The organism is Nostoc sp. FACHB-888 (assembly GCF_014696655.1).
Lineage (GTDB): Bacteria > Cyanobacteriota > Cyanobacteriia > Cyanobacteriales > Nostocaceae > Nostoc.
This window is the reverse complement of record NZ_JACJQM010000036.1, coordinates 18,882-36,128: the sequence shown is the minus strand read 5'-3', so window position 1 is coordinate 36,128 and position 17,247 is coordinate 18,882. Positions and strand designations below refer to the sequence as shown.

Genomic DNA, 17,247 nt, shown 5'->3' with positions numbered 1-17,247 from the left:
GCAAAATATATTTAGATGCCCATACAGGCTGAGAAAACAGTTTATGTCAGCTAGAGATAAATTTCACAATGTTGTGAAATCGGCATTACAGAAGGACGGGTGGCGAATTACTCATGACCCTTTGCTAATTCGCATAGAAAATATTACCGATATGTACATAGACTTGGGGGCAGAGAGAATTATTACGGCAGAAAGAGAAGGAGAAATAATTGCGGTAGAAGTTAAAAGTTTTATCGGCACTTCAACTATTTATGAGTTTCATACGGCGGTTGGACAGTTTATTAATTATCGATATGCATTAGAAGAGATAAATTCAGAGCGAGTTTTATATTTAGCAGTGCCCTTAAACACTTATAACGATTTTTTAAATAAACCATTTATTAAAACTATTATCCAGCGCAGTCAAATCAATTTGATAGTTTATGATGTGGAAACGGAGGAAATTATCCGATGGCAGATTTAGATAAATATCGAAACTGTATTCGTCAATTACTTACAGAATATGCTCAACGTGCCTCATCTAATGATGAAATTGAAGCTCAAACAATTTTTGACGGAGAACAAGACCATTACCAATTGATATATATTGGTTGGCAAAATAGACATAGGGTTTTTGGCCCTGTGATGCATTTTGATATCAAAAACGGCAAAATTTGGATTCAGTGGAATGGTACAGAAGAGGATGTCGGTGAGCAACTGGTGGCAATGGGAGTAGCAAAACAAGATATTGTCGTTGGATTTCACCCGCCTTACATCCGGCAGTATACAGATTATGCTGTGGGATAAAGGCTTGTTGTCTAAGTGCTATTAAATTGCCAATTTAGATGGCATAGATAAAGGCACGAAAAAGCTAATGACATTACAGAACTTGCAAAAACAGGCGCTACAATTATCGACTAGCGTAGGCGTAGCCCGCCGCAGGCATCGCTGGCCATTAGTCCAAACCTTGCCGGAATCCTTACAGCAGGAAACCCGCGCATTACAAAATAAAGGTAACTTATCCCGATTGCGGGGGATTGCAAAAAGACCACTGGCTACCTAATACTCCAACAGTTTGTCATATTTTGCGTGTGACCCAATCCAAAACCACACAAAATCATCATCCTGCTCCACAGCTAGCGCACGATAGTGTAAACCCACTCGTACTGACCAAAAACGTCCTACTTTCTTAAAATGCAGTGATGGATAACGAGGGTCTTGCTTTAGTAACTCGTAGCATCGATCTGCAAATTCTTGAACATCACTTGGCAATTGTCGATAGCAATACCAAAAATTTGGGCTTGCTCGGTGTCTCACAGTTCAGTACAATGTCCTGCTCTCAAATCTTGCAACGCTTTCTCAGCCAGAGCATCAAGCCGACCCGCAGCTACATCTGCCTCAAGCTGTTGATCCCATACAGCCGCATCGAATTCTGCAAACCAGACGCGGAAAGCAGCAAGCTCCTCCGGTGAAAGTTGACTGACAGCACACTCAATATCATGTAGAGTACTTATATTCATGAACATCAAGCTCTTTACTCAACTAGTTCAAATATACAACTACTACTAAATAAACTCATCCATCCTAGCCAAGCAAATGCTCTGATTTATAAAGTATTTATATGTCTGGTGTAGAGCATTAAATCGTAATCATCTAAAAGCTTTCTATATAATAATTGTCTAAACAGTGCATTATTTTGTAGCTTTTGCATAGAAGGAGGTAGCAGATAATAAAATCTACCTCTGCTACCTCTACTTTCTCCTAACTACTCAATGCCTTTAAAAACCGTTGCAAACTCTTAAACACATTGGGCTTTCTCACAGGTGCAGTATCTGTTGTTGTTTGCGGTTGTCCCTTCAAGAGGATGAGATCCAACTCATCACCCGATGGCCTTTTGGGTAATTCGGCAATTCTTTGATATTCGCCGTCGGTTTCCAGCCAAACTTCCCACTGTCCTGGGTAGGAGCGATACACGGCGGTTTCATCGTCTATAGGGCGGAGGTAATAGGCGGATTCAATGGTACTGATAAAGCGATCGCGGATTTTTCTAGCTGTATAACCAATGCCCACAGTTCCAGAATCTTCTAGGCGAGGATTTAACAAAACTAAAGGGCGATCGCCTATTATTTCACACAACTTTTCCACCTGCGGTACTTCTACGGAAGTGGGGGCAATGAATAAGAAAATTTCATCCTCTGGCTGAATTTTGGTTTCTAAGGAAGCAGCCCTTCCCGTCCCGATATCCAAAATTTGAAATGGTGCATCAGTCCAATCGCGTCGGGCTAAGGCCGCAGCACCAGCGTCAGCAAAGAAAATCTTCAAACGGGAATCATATTCTGTAAACAGCGGCAGAAATTGTTCCGCCACCGGCATAAACTTGAGTTCTGGAAACAGGAACTCAACTTGTATGCGGGTACAACCATCTGCAAGAGCAGCTTGGACGGCTACACGAGATTGAGCGATCGCATCTTCAAGACTATTGGGAAGTTCACTCATAGTTGATTATATCGGTTTAGCATTACTCCCATTGTTCCAGTATTAGCTCTTATTGAGTAGGCAGACGATGACAATCAACCCCAGGATATAAAGGCTCAATGGGTTTTGCGTAGGCGTAGCCCTGAAAGTCATTTGTGAACGGGTTCAGGATTAATGTTGTCTGTTGGTATTGAGATGGGAACCTTAACAATAAAGTATTAAGATCAGCGTTTTTTATGAAACCTGTTTTGCGTAAAGGTCAACTAACAACATGGAAAGATGACAAGGGCTTTGGCTTCATCCGCTCCAGTGATGGCAGTCAAGACGTTTTTCTTCATATCACTGCACTCAAAGAAACAAATCATCGTCCACAAGTTGGTGATGTAATTTGCTATCAGCTAACAGTTGATAAAGACGGAAGAGTTCATGCTTGCAACGCCTTCATTCAGGGACTGGTATCCAAATCTATGCCAATAACCTCATCTTCTGCAATAGGGAAAAAAATATTCAAGCCCACAGTGAAATCTTCTTTAATATTTGAAGTGTTGCTCTTATCATTATTACCAGGTTTAGGAGCAATACATTTTGCATTTACAACTTTCAACCCAATTCCTCTGATTCTTTATCCTGTAATGAGTTTTATTACCTTTACACTGTATGCGGATGATAAATCTCGTGCAAAACAGGGGCGTTGGAGAGTATCAGAAAAGAGATTACACTTGTGTGAATTTATGGGTGGATGGTTGGGGGCATTTATTGCTCAACGAAAATTACGTCATAAAAGTAGCAAGGTTTCATACCAAATTGTATTTTGGATAATAGTAGCTGTTCACATTGTATTTTGGTTGGATTGGCTTGTTTTTGGGAGAAAGCTGGTGAGTTTATTTATCAGCACTTTTTCTAGAGGGTAACAGAGTCAAGTTAGCTACAACAAACTGCTCAGTCGAGATCCCCGGTTTTTTAAGTTGTATGGAGTTATTTACAACCAATTCCCAATCAACACATAAGCAGACCAAAAGCTTGGTGCTTTGTAGTTAGGATGTTTCAGCAGCTCTAGCTGGGCACGGTGGATTGCTTCGGCTTTGGTGATTTTGCCACTCTTGAGTTCTCGATAGAAGGCACTAACAAACATTGCTGTCGATTGATCATCAATCTGCCACAGGGAGGCTATAGTACTGCGTGCCCCAGCTCGTACAGCTGCTCCTGCAAGACCGAGTGTTGCACGGCTGTCTCCTGTTGCTGTCTGGCAAGCACTCAAAACTAATAGCTCTACTATACTTTTCCCCTGACTGCGAAAGAGAGTATCAAAATCCTTGACATTAATCTGACCATCAAAATCCAAAATAAAAGTGTCTTCAAGACGAGAACTAAACTGACCGTGGGTTGCTAAATGGACTATGTTGAATGAAGTATCACCAATTTCACTCTCTAAATTCTTTTTCTTAAAATCTCCATCTAGTAAGCTAGTTGTCGAGACACCTGCTTTGGTAATGCCCTCGAATTCAGATTTAATCGCAAGCAACGGAGCAAACTCGGAAAAACCTGGTGGCGGCTGAGTTAGTCCTGCGGTTAACGCTCTTAATTGCTGTTGTACTAGCGGTTTAGGGTCGAGGAGTTGCAGACCCAGGCTCAGAGCAACTGCATATTTCTCTACCAAGTATTGCTTACCATCATAGAGAGCAGCCATTGGTAAATTGCGTAACTGGCCATCCAGCACAAACACTAGGGTATTTACTCCACTTTTTTGCAATTGTGACTCCATAGGTTTGAGCAGCCAGTCGTAAACCTGGTGTGCCTGGGTTTGAACGACTTTGGTGGCGGTAGGATTGACAAGATTTTTTCGCAGTTCTACTAGGAGTTTATCTACGTTTGCTTGGGGTATCTTGTTACTGTAGCTTTGTAGAGGTTGTTTGGGAATTTTGACAATTACCTGGAGTTCGTCAGGAAGAATAATCGGATAAAAGATGGCAGCCGTGGGATTATCTTTATCTACCACTTGATCGAGGGCTACTCTCTGGCCTTGTAGGCAAGCTTCCCGGAAAAAGTCGTCCAATTCTGCTAGCTGGAGTGCTTCAATCCGCTCTCGTGCTTTCTCCAATATTTTTTCATCTGGTGGTTTTCCTTCTTGGGATTTCAGCAGTAATTCTACTGACTCTCGGTAAACGGGTTCCACGCTGTCCCGGAAGTTGAATTGCACATCCTGGTTCACTACGTCTTTATTGGCTACTAAGTCTCTGCGAAGAGACTCGAGAGTGCCTACAGCAGAATCATACGCTGCGATCGCACCATTAATATCTTTTTGTGCCCAGAGCAATCTACCTAATTGCCACTCTAAGGAATAGGTAATTTCTGGTGCATTGCTGCTCTGTGCTAAGGCTAATCCTTGCCGGGTAAGCTGTTGCGCTTCTTTCCACTGCTTAGTTTCTTCGTACAAGCCGCCTAAACTCTTCAGCGCATAGGCTTCTGCTCGCTTGTCTCCTAAACTCTGAGATTCTTGGATGGCGTTGGCAAGTAATACTGCTGAGTCTTTAGTGCTGAATCCTGAGTAATAATTTTGACTTGATGCTTGCAATATACCACTCTTGACTTTTGCCAGACTTTTAGAAAAGTTAACTTGAGCGTAAACACTAGCACGACTAAGGGGGAGTTGCTCGATTTGAGACTCTACCAACGGCAAGATAGTTTGAACCTCTGCGGCTCGTTTATCTTCAATGAGTAGGCTCAAGTGATTGAGTTGCGCTTGGGCTTTTATCAGGGGTGAGGGAGATGCTGCAACTGTTTGTTGATAATAGGCGATCGCCTTTGGTATGTCTTCTTGTTTACGGGCATTATTTCCCAGGCTGAACAGACTGGCCCCAATATCAGCGTTTGATTGCAGATTTCGAGCAATTATCAAACTTTCTTCTAACGCCTGACGTGACTTTTCCAAATCACCCAATACCAAAAGGGTATCACCGAGCGATCGCAAAGTCACTGTCTTTTCTATAGAGTCTGGTTGAGATTTTAACGTCTGGCTCACCTGTTCGAGTGTTTTGATAGCGCGAGGATAAAATCCTTGGCTTCGCCACGCCTGTGCTTGATTAATTTGCGATCGCACCACGCCACTTTTATTATCTGCTTGCCTATAAATTTCTTCTGTCTGCTGCCAAGTTGCTAAAGCCTTGTCTGCCTGTCCCATTGTCAGTTGGAGACGACCTTGAATATCCAGTGATTGGGCAAATATTTGCAGATTTTGGTTGTCACCCTGTTCATTGAGCAAATTTAAGCTCTCTGTAATTGCCTGCTGTGCCTGATTCCACGCACCGAGTTGTTGGTAAGCTAAAGAAAGATTACTCAGTGTTGCTGCTAGTCTAAGACTCTCCCCTTGTTGCCTATATGCTTGGACAGCCCCTTGTAACACTTCTACCGCCTTGGCAAAGTTTCCGCTATCGTATAAAACTTTGCCTTGTTGTAGTAGTGAGGCCGGGTCAGAGGTCACAGTTAGCGACGTAATACTGTTAATTGGTAGTTGAGATGAAGAATTAATTGTGCCAGGAACTTTTGCCAGCACAGGTGAACCAAGGATGCATAGCAATCCTATCAGGAAGTACAAAGGCAAGCGTAAAAAGTAAGCCAGCCTCGTGTTCTGCCAACGCCCTGACTGCCTTTGTTTTTTAATTTTTATAAAATTCGCGCTAAAAATCCTAGTTGTTTTAGCCATAAGCATGACAAAAGGTAAGTGATAACCAGGAACGTACAGGATTAACTGTAGGTATTTGGACTACCACGGTAATGTTAGCATTTGCATTCATTACTCATGCCTAAGCTTCCACAATCTTATCGCTCGTAGACTCGCTACCGCTACGCCCGGATTTCTCACCAAGGTTTAAATAAGTAAGTAGCCCAAAACCCTTATGCCACTTAGACTTGAGATAAAATACCCCGTTCACATACTGCTGTGATTCATGCAGTGTCTAAAACGCTCAAAATCTGACCCTGATAAAGGTTTGGTCATAGAGATCGTAGCGCTTGTGAGAAATGCGGGTACGCTATCTGTTTTATCGGTCAGAATATCCAACTGGATTCTAACTCCTGACTCCCGAATTCTGTTTTGGTAAAACACCAAAAACCTGGTCGAGGTTGACCAGGTTTTATCGAGTTTACAGGCTTCAAATTGTTAAACTAATTAAGTAATTGAAAGTTAATAACTAAGGTGGACTAAACAGCGAACAAATTCAGCATTCTTGCGTTTTTCCGCTTTAAAATTTGGTTTTGCCTTCTACATTAGGCTTTTTACCACTTCTCTATTTGATATGCTGACATTTGCTTGGGTTCATGACAAGGGGACACTAAGTCATTGACCCTTTTTGTTTGGTTTTGCTTTGTTTGGTGTCCTACTATTTAAGTTATCACTTACTTTGGTGAGTTACAACTCTTAGTTTACTAAAGTTGATGTTCTGTTAGATTTTGCAATCTAGACCCATAGATTTGATCCCCAGCTTTCTTTTTAAGAGAATTAATGGGATCTTGGATAGACCAGCATACCTAACCAAACTAAATTGTCACCAATTCCACATAATCTGGCTATCATCTAGATTGTCGGTGACAATACGCCCAATGGCATCAATTTCTGCCAATTGGGCGGCAGAAAGCTTAATTTGGGCGGCTAGTGCGTTGTCTAGCGCTTGTTCGGGATAACGCCCCCCGACGATGGCATTTGTTTGGGGTTGGGCAATTAACCACGCTAAAGCTAACTGAGCAAGGGTACAATTATGAACAAGGGCTATGGGACGCAATTTTTGTAGTGCTTGTTGAGCATTTTCAAAGTTTTCGCCTTGAAAGAGTTTATTTTTAGCACGGTTGTCTGCCGGGTCAAATTTGTGATCAATAGCAAATTTACCTGTCAATAATCCCTGTGCTAAAGACGAATAAGCAAGGATAGAAATATTGTTTTCGATACAATAGGGCAATGCATCTTGTTCTACCTGCCTCCAGAATAAAGAATAAGGTGGTTGTAAACTATCAATACGTCCATAGCTTGATGCTTCTGCTAATTGGGCGTGGGAAAAATTGGAAACAGCAATGGCTCGAATTTTACCTTGCTCTTTGAGCAGGTTAAGAGCGCTCATAGTTTCTTCAATAGGTACTATTGCGCTATTGAAAGCACCGGAGGGCCAATGTATTTGGTAAAGATCGATGTAATCAGTTTTCAGGTTGGTTAAGGAACGATTGCAAGCTTGAATGACTTGTTCATACTTTAGATGGTTAGCGAAAACTTTTCTGGCATACTCCACGCGATGTCTGGCGACAAGCCGCTACGCGTCTACGCGTACATCAGACAAAGCTTCAGCGATAATTCGCTCAGAGTGCCCTTCACCATAAGCTTCAGCAGTATCAATTGTGGTGATCCCAGCTTCATAAGCGGCTCGGAGCGTTTTAATCGAGTCAGCATCCTCAATTCCCACCCACGCTCTTTTACCAGCTTGCCAAGTTCCCATCAAGATGGGTGTGATTTGCACATCAATCAGTTGTACCAAGCGAGCGCTTTTCCATAACTGCTTCCTAATTCATTTCCCTGGATAGTTTTACACCTTATCGGTTTTAGATTGAAATTAAATCAGAGTTACAGTAGATGCTGATGGAATTAACTACAAGTTTTCATGCTCTCAAAGAATGGGCAGTCGCCGTAAATGCCTTAGAAAGTGGCAAAACAATTATGTTGCTCCGCAAAGGGGGTATCCATGAACGAAATGGACATTTCCAAGTTGCCCACAAGCAAGTTTTACTTTATCCTACTTATGAACATCAACAAGCTTTCATGCTGAAAGCTGAGTATGCCGATCGTGTTTATCCAGTAACATCAGGTTGACATCCAGAGACAGTTCCCATCGGCAGTTGGGCTGAAATTACAGATATTTTGCCAGTTAGTGATGAGTCTATTGTCAACACCTTGCTTCCCTTCCATATTTGGAACGAGCATTTTATTAGCGATCGCCTCAAATGGAAACCACGCCAGCCGCTTTATATTCTCCTCCTACGGACATATAAACTACGCCAACAAGAAATTCCCTACCAACCTAAATACGGCGGTTGCAAGTCATGGATTGATTTAGATCAACCAATTGACTTGCAAGGAGCAAAACCAGTTTTATCTGACTTTGCATACACGCAACTAGTAGAGACAATTCGCCAGATTGTTGGCGATAAGTTGTATGCTCCATCTTTGTGATAACCAAAGTTACGGGTTATCAAAGACCAATTTTTTATTGAATGCCAAGGCGCATGAGGAGATGGCGGTTGCGCCTAGCGCAACTGCAACTCCAGCTTAATTAAAAATACAATTATTGAACTAGGCTAAAGTATTATATTCAACAAGAAAGGCAGAGGGCAGTATTCCTTCTGCCCTCTGCCTCCTTTTCAATAAGTAGTTTCCAAAATCTGCGCTTATGTATGTAAGCAGAAAAACAAATAGCCAGATTGCGAACCTTAGTCAAAACAGTAGTTATTGTTACACACAATCATAAAAAGCGCGGATAACATTAGAAAAATCTCCCCTACAAGGAAGGTGAGAGAAAGCTGTTTATTTTTGTATCCGACTAGCAGCTTTCTCAGGGTAGGACTTGTTAAGTAATTAACTCTTAGTGGATAGAACTTAATTACACTTTGTCTAAAGTATTAGGCAAAAAAGTACCCCACAAGGGTGACAATGTCCTTGACAAAAATCTGTTATTATGCATTATTATCTAAAGGCAAAGGAGTTTGCAATGCATCGACAAATGTGCTGGTTACCTAAGTCTGGTGGCAACGGAGAGAAAATTTTGTATTTGCAAACAGAACCCAATCAACCTTGGCGTCCTTACACTGCTTTTGGACATTTTAAAGTCCCAGATTATCAAATACCAAATGGTTCTAAAGGTTGGGCAACTTATCAAAAACTTCTCAAAGCAGGTTGGACACTAGTACCTAGCGCACGGGCAAATGAGTTTGGCAGGAGCAGCTACGTAGAGTCAACAGCCCAAAATCAGTAGTTATTGGTCATTAGTCATTAGTTATTAGTCATTCGTTACTCTCTGCGTTCCTGCGTCTTCCCAGTCTCTCATCTCCCTCACAAACCTCTGGGAGAACCTTCACCGCGAGGATCAGCCGCCCCTTCTAAAGTTCCATCAGATGTTACAGCGATCGCGTTAATATTACCCCAAGGAGTAGTTTCCTTTATTTTGTGCCCCCGTCTGCGTAAGTCTTGTATAGTCAGAGCATCCAAACTCCAAGGTTCAACGCGTAACTCATCTGGAAGCCATTGATGATGTATGCGTGGAACCGAAACAGCTGTACCAACATCCATGTTGTATTCCAGCACATTTAAGATGACTTGCAAAACCTGGGTGATGATGGTGCTACCGCCAGGCGCACCCGTTGCCATTCGGAAATGACCATTTTCTGTGACAATTGTGGGAGTCATGCTGGATAAGGGAGTCTTACGGGGTGCGACGGCATTGGCATCGTTACCAACTAAACCAAAAGCATTAGGCACTCCTGGCGCAACAGCAAAGTCATCCATCTCATTATTGAGAACAATTCCAGTTCCCGGTGTCACTATACCAGCACCAAAACTGAGATTAATCGTGAAAGTCAGACTTACAGCGTTGCGTTCTTCATCCACAACTGTAAGATGACTGGTTTCAGGAGATTCATGTCGGCTTGTATTAGTTTGTGATGGGATAATATTTTCTTCCCCTTTGTGAATATTAGCTTGGCTAAAACGTTGTAGCGTCTTTTTGTCTACTGGCTTGACTTCGGTCGAGGGTCTAGCCACTTGCATATTAATTTCTTGACGGCGTTTTTTGGCGTAAGCTGAACTGAGAAGTTCTTGTACAGGAACTTTGACAAAATCAGGATCGCCTAAATATTCTGAGCGATCGCTGTAAGCAATCTTCATTGCTTCTATCATTAAATGTAAAGCATCGGGATGATGCCATCCTAAAGATTTAAAATCAGTATCAGCGATAATATTTAAAATCTGCAATAGATGAACGCCTCCCGATGATGGTGGTGGCATTGAGCAAATTTTAGCTTTGCGAAAGTTTCCACAAACGGGAGTACGCCAGATTGGTTTATAGGCTTTGAGGTCTTCTAGAGTAATTAAACCACCATTTTTTACCATATCAGAAGCGATCGCCCGAGCAATACTTCCGGTGTAAAAACTTTGGGGATTTTGGCCAACTGCTGTTAAAGTGCCTGCCAAATCACGCTGCACCAGTTTCTCCCCTGGTTTATAAAATTCACCGTTGCGAGTGAAAATTTCTTGCGCGGCTGGATTGTTGAGAACTACTTTCTTGCGGGGATTGTTTGCTTGCAGAGAACGCCAAGTTACTACATTACTAACAATAAAGCCATTTTTAGCGAGTGCGATCGCAGGTTTCATCACCTCTTGCCAAGAAAGCTTACCATAGCGACGATGCACTTCATAAAGTCCCGCCACAGTTCCTGGTGTCCCTACTGCCAAATAACCATTAATACTTGCATTGGGACGCACTTTGCCTTCTGCATCCAGATACATATTTCTTGTAGCTTTCAGGGGTGCGCGTTCGCGGAAATCTAGCGCTTTCATATCGCCAGTTTTCTCAGAGTGCATCAGCAAAAATCCGCCGCCACCGATTCCTGCCGAAAAAGGCTCAACTACCGAGATTGCAAAGGTTGTGGCTACAGCTGCATCTACTGCATTACCACCTTTGCGTAAGATTAAAATTCCCGCCTCACTTGCTAAGGGATGGGCTGAAACCACCATTCCCTTTTTGCTGCGTAGGGGTAAAGTTAAGGCGGCTGATGCAACTTGGGTGTAAACAAAGAGAGTGAAAGAAAAGATTGCGATGCCTGCGGTGGGCATAGCCATTGCAATTCGCTTGGGTTTAGTAACAGTAAGCATTTTTATGTGATTTTTCCTAAAATCTTATACCTGTTTATGTTTAGCATCTTGGGGAACTCCAAAAAATAAATTATCCAATTTCTGAACTTCACTACGACTTTCCCTCCCCCTGCTCCCTGCTCCCTGCCCCCTGCCCTCTGCCTCCTGCCTCCTGCCTTCTTCAATTGGCAATCGAGAGATAATACTCAAATCGCTCCCGGAGTTGTTCAACCGTCAAATTTTGAGTCCAGTACTCCACTAGGGCGTGACCAAATGCCCAGGCGTTGCGATCTGGTGAAGCGGAGTTTTCCCGCAATAGCGGCCAGAGGGATAGCAATTCAAAGTTGAGCGGGTTAAGATTACCTGTATTTAAGAGCGAGAAAAGTTCATATCCCATTTGGAGTTTGCCAATTACAATCGGCAACTGTTCCACAGGAATTTGCTCTGCCAGCATATACGCTAGGGCTGGAGATCCCGTTGATAAAGTAGAAACAAACTGGAGAACGGGACTTTTGAGCAATGCCGTTAGTCCCTGTGTTGTCGTCATCTGGAAAGTGTAATGGTCGATGATTTTGGCAGCAGCGACGATGCGGGCTTCGAGGTTACGTAAAAAGCGGGCGAGACGGAGTTGCTTAGTAGGTGCGATCGCATTTACTAATCCCAACGATAGCGCCTCCACTCCCCAAGCGATTCGATTTGTTTTGCTGTCACCTGTAACCACAGGCACAACTAGATTACAAAAGTTTCCCAGCAGTTTGGCACGATACTCAGTAGCTTCTCGAATAGCAATTTCCTTGGGGCGATTACCCCATTCCCAATCATAAGGTGGTTGCCATTCGCGGATGGGACGCAGACGATCTACTTGAGTGACGATCGCTATTGCAGGTAAATCTGCAACTTCTGCTTTCATATCTTCCAAAAAGTCTACATCCATTTGCAGGGCAGGATCGAGGGCAGGGGTGACTAACAGCAGCAAATCTGCGTTGATGGCATAATCAAGCACTAGGTTTCGGAGATCGGCACGGTTGACTTGTTCATAACCAGGTGTATCCCAAAGCGTTAGAGTTTCCCCACTTTCAGTCTGCCATTGGTAGTTTTGAATGCGATCGGTACTGGGCAAAACATCAACAGCTGCTAAATCTGCCTGAAATAGCGTGTTAATCAGACTACTTTTTCCCGATCCCGTGCGCCCCACCAGCAGAATATTCACGGGTTTTTGCTCAACCACTTCAGCTGGTTGAGCTTGAGTCAGGATTTCTCGGAGTGTTTGGGTTTTTGCCTTGGGTAGAGTTGGTGTGGATACGGTTGCTGAAACTGGTAATGTGCTACGTCCATAAAGTGCGATCGCCTGCTGACATAAGTTTCTCAGGGCAGCTTCCCGAAATAACTGGCTCAAATTCCCCAACAATTGCTGAGTTGCCTGGTTACTAGAACCCTTGCTGGCTTGTTTTGCCACCGCCGCGACAGGATTTAAAACCCACTGTGCCCAGTTCCAAGCTTTCCAGAATTTCCGAGCCGATGGCTCCAACTTTTGGTAAACCTCGTATGCTTGGTATGCTTGTCCAACTGTTAGCTGATTGAGGATAGGGGATAACTTTTGCATCCACCGATCCATATCATCCACCGTTCCTCGAATCAGCCCGTAAGCTTGGGGGACGTAAATATTCAACAGAGGATATTGAATTTGAGGATTGTAGATATGAGCGATCGCTACCACCAAATTTTGGCATCGCGTCCAAAAAGTTGCCCAGTCTTCCCAAATCGGGCGATCCCTTTGTGCTGCTTGCAGAATCTCTTGAAGGGCGGCTTCTGCAAGCTTTGTGACATCACTTCCTACTGGTGGACTTACTGTATCCTCTGCTGTCGATTCTAATTCTTCTTGGACTTGGGCTAATACAGCTTCAACTTGGTTAACAGCTGGTTGAGTCCATTTGACCAACAGCCAACGCCAACCAACGAATAAAAGGGTGAATATACCCCAAATCCAATTAATGCCCCACGCATGGATTTGTAAACCGGCGGATACCAGTAAGAAAATAATGATAAACGCGATCGGGATTGCTAAGACTACCCACTGCCACGGTTTTAATCGCACCATTGCCCCATACCTGCTTTGAAATGTTGGGAAATTCGAGCTTTTGCAAAAATTACTCTTATAAAAAGTCTATCGTCTTCGATCTAGGCAGGATGTTTGATATTCTTGGATTAGTACTAGACTCCTAATCATTAGGGATAAATGTTTTATTTTGCTGTTGCCATCGATTATTAACGCAGGCATGAAACCGGAAGAGATAGTTGTCCAAAGACCACAGCTAATGTCGCCGTGGGTATCCGGGAGGCTCTAAACGCCTGTGGAGAACTTGTAAGTCCTGAAAATATTCAAGCTCAGATCATTGAAGCAGGAATCGCGTGACTTCACGTCAATGCGAGGTTCAAGAAATAAAGAATGCTTAAGCAATGGTGGGAGTGGACTGTGAAGAGAGGCGATGCCTACGGCGAGCTACGCTAACGCCAAAAGATAAACAGGAGAATTGACAATGGTCAGCAGTCTTAAAGAACTAATTGATCAGCCAGAATTGGGACATACTGACGACCCAGAGGAAAGGTTTATTAGCAGTGGCGTAAGTTGGGAAAGCTATGAATCGCTACTAGTCAAACTAGAAAACAACTCTCATTACCGTGTTACTTATTTAGATGGAATATTAGAGATAGTGTCGCCATCAATCAGGCATGAAAAAATCAAAACGAATTTAGGGATGCTTTTAGAGCGTTTCTTTTACAGCAAGCGTATTCGTTTTGTACCTATGGGAAGTTCTACTTTTAGAAACAAAGCAAAAAAAGCAGGTGCGGAACCAGACGAATGTTACTGCATAGGTGAAGAGAAAAAAGTACCGGGCTTAGCTATAGAAGTAGTTCTCACTAGTGGCAACATAAGACAATTGGAAATCTATCGAAGATTAGGAGTTGCAGAAGTTTGGTTTTGGGAGAGAAACCAGTTTAAGCTATATCATCTACGCGACACTTCTCAGGAAGATCAAGCCACTGTTTACACTGATACCTATGGGTATGAGCAAATAACAACAAGTGAGATACTACCAGGATTAGACATTTCCTTGCTAGAGGAATGCATTACAATTTCAGATTCAATTCAGGCTGTTGATGAATTTGAACAGGGGCTAAAAGCAGACAATGAGTAAAACATATAGCGCCGCGATGGCTTCGCCCGCCGTATGCATCGCCCAACTCCTTACTGTCCAGTCTCAGCAAACAGAAATACTGAATATTGACACTGCAAAGCTTGATGAGCAGTCCATAAGACTCGAGCAAATTTTGGAGATACTGCGCGATGCCTACGGCAGCAAGCTACGCAATGGAGGAAGTGGCTTGTGAAGAGAGGCAATGGAGATTATGTTTCTAAATACGAGCCGAACTGGAAAAAGTCCGGCTGAATTTAATCAATCGTCTATTCGCAGTAGTTTGCGATAAAACGGTTGTGAAAAATCGGTCGCACGATGACGTTTATAATTATCCATAAGTTCAATTAAAAAATTAATAAACTCAAAACTAGCCATCATCAGTTCATAACTCAAGTCAGCGTTGCCATCAAACTGAATTCGGCAACGGGTTAAGTCTGAGGGTAAAGTAGCAACATTCCAGGAGGCGACGAAGGGAACATGTTCGCTGCCCTCTATCTTCCGGTGTCCCTCCAAGACCCCTTTTTGATAGAGACTGATGGCATAAGGTAAGAAATTGCGCTTAGTGCCCTGAACGTAAGGTAAGTAAACACTGGCTTGCTGTTGAGTGGCAGGCTGGAGTTGGTCAATAGACATTATTAAATATTCCTTAAGTTAGTTGGCAACTGGGGATCTTATTGGATGTTAGTAGTATTCCCAAAAGATGTGTCTAAAGCACACAGTGGAGAATGGGGAATAGGGCATGGGGAGCAGAGGAGTGGAGTTCAAAGACTCATCCCTTATGCCCAATGCCCCATGCCCCATGTCTCAAAAATGAAGTTACTGCAAAGAAATATTAAAATTTCGGTTAGAATAAGGCTGCATTAACTTTTATCAAAGCTGGGCGCAATAACATAAAAAATCCCCAATGTAAAGTTATGGATGTTATTATTGCTGTTTCTCCCAAAAACTAGCTGTTGCTAGCTTGCTATTACTTTGCTCAAACTGGAGTTCTCACTGGAGAAAGCACCATTTTACAAGCTTCCTGGCCAAGTGGCTATCAAAGGAATCAAGCCTCTGTCTAAGAGTAGCAAACGTGGTTAATTCGAGGTAATTACCCAGAGTGGCGGTGACAAAAAAGTTAGTCCCAGCAGCTTTTGATTTAGGGATAGCGGGTATTGCAGTTTGCCCATTCCGATTAATATCGGGAAAAGTAGCTTAGGGATATTTGTCCGTAAAATTACTAACTGTAGACAAATAGTGGTCTTTGAATTAAGCAACCTAACCTATGCCAGCGAATTCCTGGCCCGAAGAAGATTCTTATCAAGAGCTTGATCCGTTCAACTCCTTGTTGTCTGACCTATCAGTAGATGAGGAGTCAGTGCTAGAGACAGATCCTGTGTCTCTAACATCCCGGTTTCAAGGTCGTAGACGCAAAGCAGCTCTAGTCTTGACTGTTGTCTGGAGTGGCACGATCGCTCTACATTTAGTTTCTTGGGCTTCCATATTTATTCTAGGACTGACCACCATTTTAGGCTTTCATGCCTTGGTGGTAGTGTTTACTAAATCCCGTCGCTATCCAAAAGAAATAAAGGGAGATTTGCCTTTTGTATCTGTGTTAGTGGCTGCGAAAAATGAAGAAGCAGTAATTGCTAAATTAGTCAAAAATCTTTGTAATCTGGAATATCCAGGTGGGCAGTACGAAGTATGGATTATTGACGATCACAGCAGTGATAGCACACCAAATTTATTAGCAGAACTAGAACAGAAACACGATCAACTGAAAGTACTAAGGCGTTCAGCAGAAGCTAGTGGTGGCAAATCAGGGGCGTTGAATCAGGTATTGCCCCTGACAAAGGGCGACATTGTGGCAGTATTTGATGCTGATGCCCAAGTTACACCAGACTTGCTGCAACAGGTAATACCTTTATTTCAAAGAGAAAAAGTGGGGGCGGTACAGGTGCGAAAAGCGATCGCCAACGCTAAAGAAAACTTTTGGACTAAGGGTCAAATGGCCGAAATGGCACTTGATACCTGGTTCCAGCAACAGCGTACTGCCCTTGGTGGTATTGGCGAACTGCGGGGCAATGGTCAATTTGTCCGGCGTTCAGCCTTGAAAAGCTGCGGTGGCTGGAACGAGGAAACCATTACCGATGATTTGGATTTAACAATCCGTTTACATTTGGATAAATGGGACATTGAGTGTGTTTTCCATCCGGCGGTGCAAGAAGAAGGAGTGACAAGTGCGATCGCACTTTGGCATCAGCGCAACCGTTGGGCAGAAGGCGGTTATCAGCGCTATCTCGATTATTGGGATTTAATTCTCAAAAACCGCATGGGATGGCGCAAAAGCTGGGATTTGCTGATTTTTATGCTGATTATGTATATCTTGCCGACAGCAGCAGTCCCAGATTTATTAATGGCGATCGCCCGTCATCGTCCACCAATATTAAGTCCCATCACAAGCTTGTCGGTTACTATGTCGATGGTGGGAATGTACACAGGTCTAAGGCGCATACGTCAAGATCAGAAATTTTCACCTTCTACATATTTTCTGATGCTGGTGCAAACCCTGCGTGGCAGTTTATATATGTTGCACTGGTTAGTCGTCATGAGCAGTACTACTGCCCGGATGTCGGTAAGACCAAAGCGGCTAAAATGGGTGAAAACCTTGCATACGGGGAATGGGGAATAGCCCTTTTAGGGAATTTAAAATTTTAAATTTAAAATTTAAAATGC

At 43.1% G+C, this 17,247-nt stretch carries 15 protein-coding genes and 2 pseudogenes; 9 read left to right on the top strand and 8 right to left on the bottom strand.

The window, feature by feature from the left end; translation table 11 throughout:
* Positions 1-43 precede the first annotated feature (43 nt).
* From H6G26_RS21415 to H6G26_RS21405, 3 genes are all read left to right on the top strand, one after another.
* Entirely contained in the window at positions 44-463 is a 420-nt protein-coding gene (locus tag H6G26_RS21415; RefSeq protein WP_190731170.1) for a XisH family protein, read from the top strand.
* A complete protein-coding gene (locus H6G26_RS21410) occupies positions 451-786 on the top strand; it encodes a XisI protein (protein WP_190731169.1) in 336 nt (111 codons plus the stop codon). Before H6G26_RS21415 ends, H6G26_RS21410 begins: the two co-directional genes overlap by 13 nt.
* A 67-nt stretch (positions 787-853) precedes the next feature.
* Positions 854-1,042, top strand: a complete 189-nt coding sequence (locus tag H6G26_RS21405) for a hypothetical protein (RefSeq protein ID WP_190731168.1) — start codon at positions 854-856, stop codon at positions 1,040-1,042.
* Here the strand turns inward: H6G26_RS21405 and H6G26_RS21400 are convergent.
* From H6G26_RS21400 to H6G26_RS21390, 3 genes are all read right to left on the bottom strand, one after another.
* Complete coding sequence (locus H6G26_RS21400; protein WP_109011469.1) at positions 1,039-1,296, bottom strand: hypothetical protein; 258 nt, start codon at positions 1,294-1,296, stop codon at positions 1,039-1,041. The genes H6G26_RS21405 and H6G26_RS21400 overlap by 4 nt on opposite strands.
* Positions 1,293-1,499 (bottom strand): hypothetical protein, encoded by a 207-nt coding sequence (locus tag H6G26_RS21395; protein ID WP_199327014.1) that lies wholly within the window; start codon positions 1,497-1,499, stop codon positions 1,293-1,295. Before H6G26_RS21395 ends, H6G26_RS21400 begins: the two co-directional genes overlap by 4 nt.
* A 241-nt stretch (positions 1,500-1,740) precedes the next feature.
* Entirely contained in the window at positions 1,741-2,475 is a 735-nt protein-coding gene (locus tag H6G26_RS21390) for a DUF1995 family protein (RefSeq protein WP_190731167.1), read from the bottom strand.
* Positions 2,476-2,690: 215 nt separating this feature from the next.
* On the opposite strand from H6G26_RS21390, the gene H6G26_RS21385 reads away from it, so the two are divergent.
* Positions 2,691-3,365: a cold shock and DUF1294 domain-containing protein gene (locus H6G26_RS21385; RefSeq protein ID WP_190731166.1), complete on the top strand. Its 675-nt coding sequence runs from the start codon at positions 2,691-2,693 to the stop codon at positions 3,363-3,365.
* Between the two features lie 68 nt (positions 3,366-3,433).
* On the opposite strand, the gene H6G26_RS21380 is transcribed toward H6G26_RS21385, so the two are convergent.
* Together H6G26_RS21380 and H6G26_RS21375 are read right to left on the bottom strand one after the other, a co-directional pair.
* Positions 3,434-6,154, bottom strand: coding sequence for a CHAT domain-containing protein (locus H6G26_RS21380; protein ID WP_190731165.1), 2,721 nt, complete (start codon positions 6,152-6,154; stop codon positions 3,434-3,436).
* A gap of 841 nt (positions 6,155-6,995) precedes the next feature.
* A pseudogene (locus H6G26_RS21375) lies at positions 6,996-7,986 on the bottom strand (aldo/keto reductase).
* Positions 7,987-8,065: 79 nt separating this feature from the next.
* On the opposite strand from H6G26_RS21375, the pseudogene H6G26_RS21370 reads away from it, so the two are divergent.
* Both H6G26_RS21370 and H6G26_RS21365 read left to right on the top strand, forming a co-directional pair.
* Positions 8,066-8,662 (top strand): annotated as a pseudogene (locus tag H6G26_RS21370) (DUF1802 family protein).
* 535 nt (positions 8,663-9,197) lie between these two features.
* Complete coding sequence (locus H6G26_RS21365) at positions 9,198-9,461, top strand: hypothetical protein (protein ID WP_190731164.1); 264 nt, start codon at positions 9,198-9,200, stop codon at positions 9,459-9,461.
* 77 nt (positions 9,462-9,538) lie between these two features.
* On the opposite strand, the gene ggt is transcribed toward H6G26_RS21365, so the two are convergent.
* Positions 9,539-11,356 carry a gamma-glutamyltransferase gene (gene ggt, locus H6G26_RS21360; protein WP_190731163.1) on the bottom strand — a complete coding sequence of 606 codons (1,818 nt, stop codon included), beginning with the start codon at positions 11,354-11,356 and terminating at the stop codon, positions 9,539-9,541.
* Between the two features lie 160 nt (positions 11,357-11,516).
* Complete coding sequence (locus H6G26_RS21355) at positions 11,517-13,433, bottom strand: GTPase family protein (RefSeq protein WP_190731162.1); 1,917 nt, start codon at positions 13,431-13,433, stop codon at positions 11,517-11,519.
* A gap of 439 nt (positions 13,434-13,872) precedes the next feature.
* Here H6G26_RS21355 and H6G26_RS21350 point away from each other — a divergent pair, with 439 nt between their 5' ends.
* A complete protein-coding gene (locus H6G26_RS21350) occupies positions 13,873-14,532 on the top strand; it encodes a Uma2 family endonuclease (protein ID WP_190731161.1) in 660 nt (219 codons plus the stop codon).
* A gap of 16 nt (positions 14,533-14,548) precedes the next feature.
* Positions 14,549-14,725 (top strand): hypothetical protein, encoded by a 177-nt coding sequence (locus H6G26_RS21345; protein WP_190731160.1) that lies wholly within the window; start codon positions 14,549-14,551, stop codon positions 14,723-14,725.
* 65 nt (positions 14,726-14,790) lie between these two features.
* On the opposite strand, the gene ebsA is transcribed toward H6G26_RS21345, so the two are convergent.
* Positions 14,791-15,165, bottom strand: coding sequence for a type IV pilus biogenesis protein EbsA (ebsA, locus tag H6G26_RS21340; protein WP_190731159.1), 375 nt, complete (start codon positions 15,163-15,165; stop codon positions 14,791-14,793).
* A gap of 631 nt (positions 15,166-15,796) precedes the next feature.
* On the opposite strand from ebsA, the gene H6G26_RS21335 reads away from it, so the two are divergent.
* Entirely contained in the window at positions 15,797-17,203 is a 1,407-nt protein-coding gene (locus H6G26_RS21335; protein ID WP_190731158.1) for a glycosyltransferase family 2 protein, read from the top strand.
* The last annotated feature ends 44 nt before the right edge of the window (positions 17,204-17,247 follow it).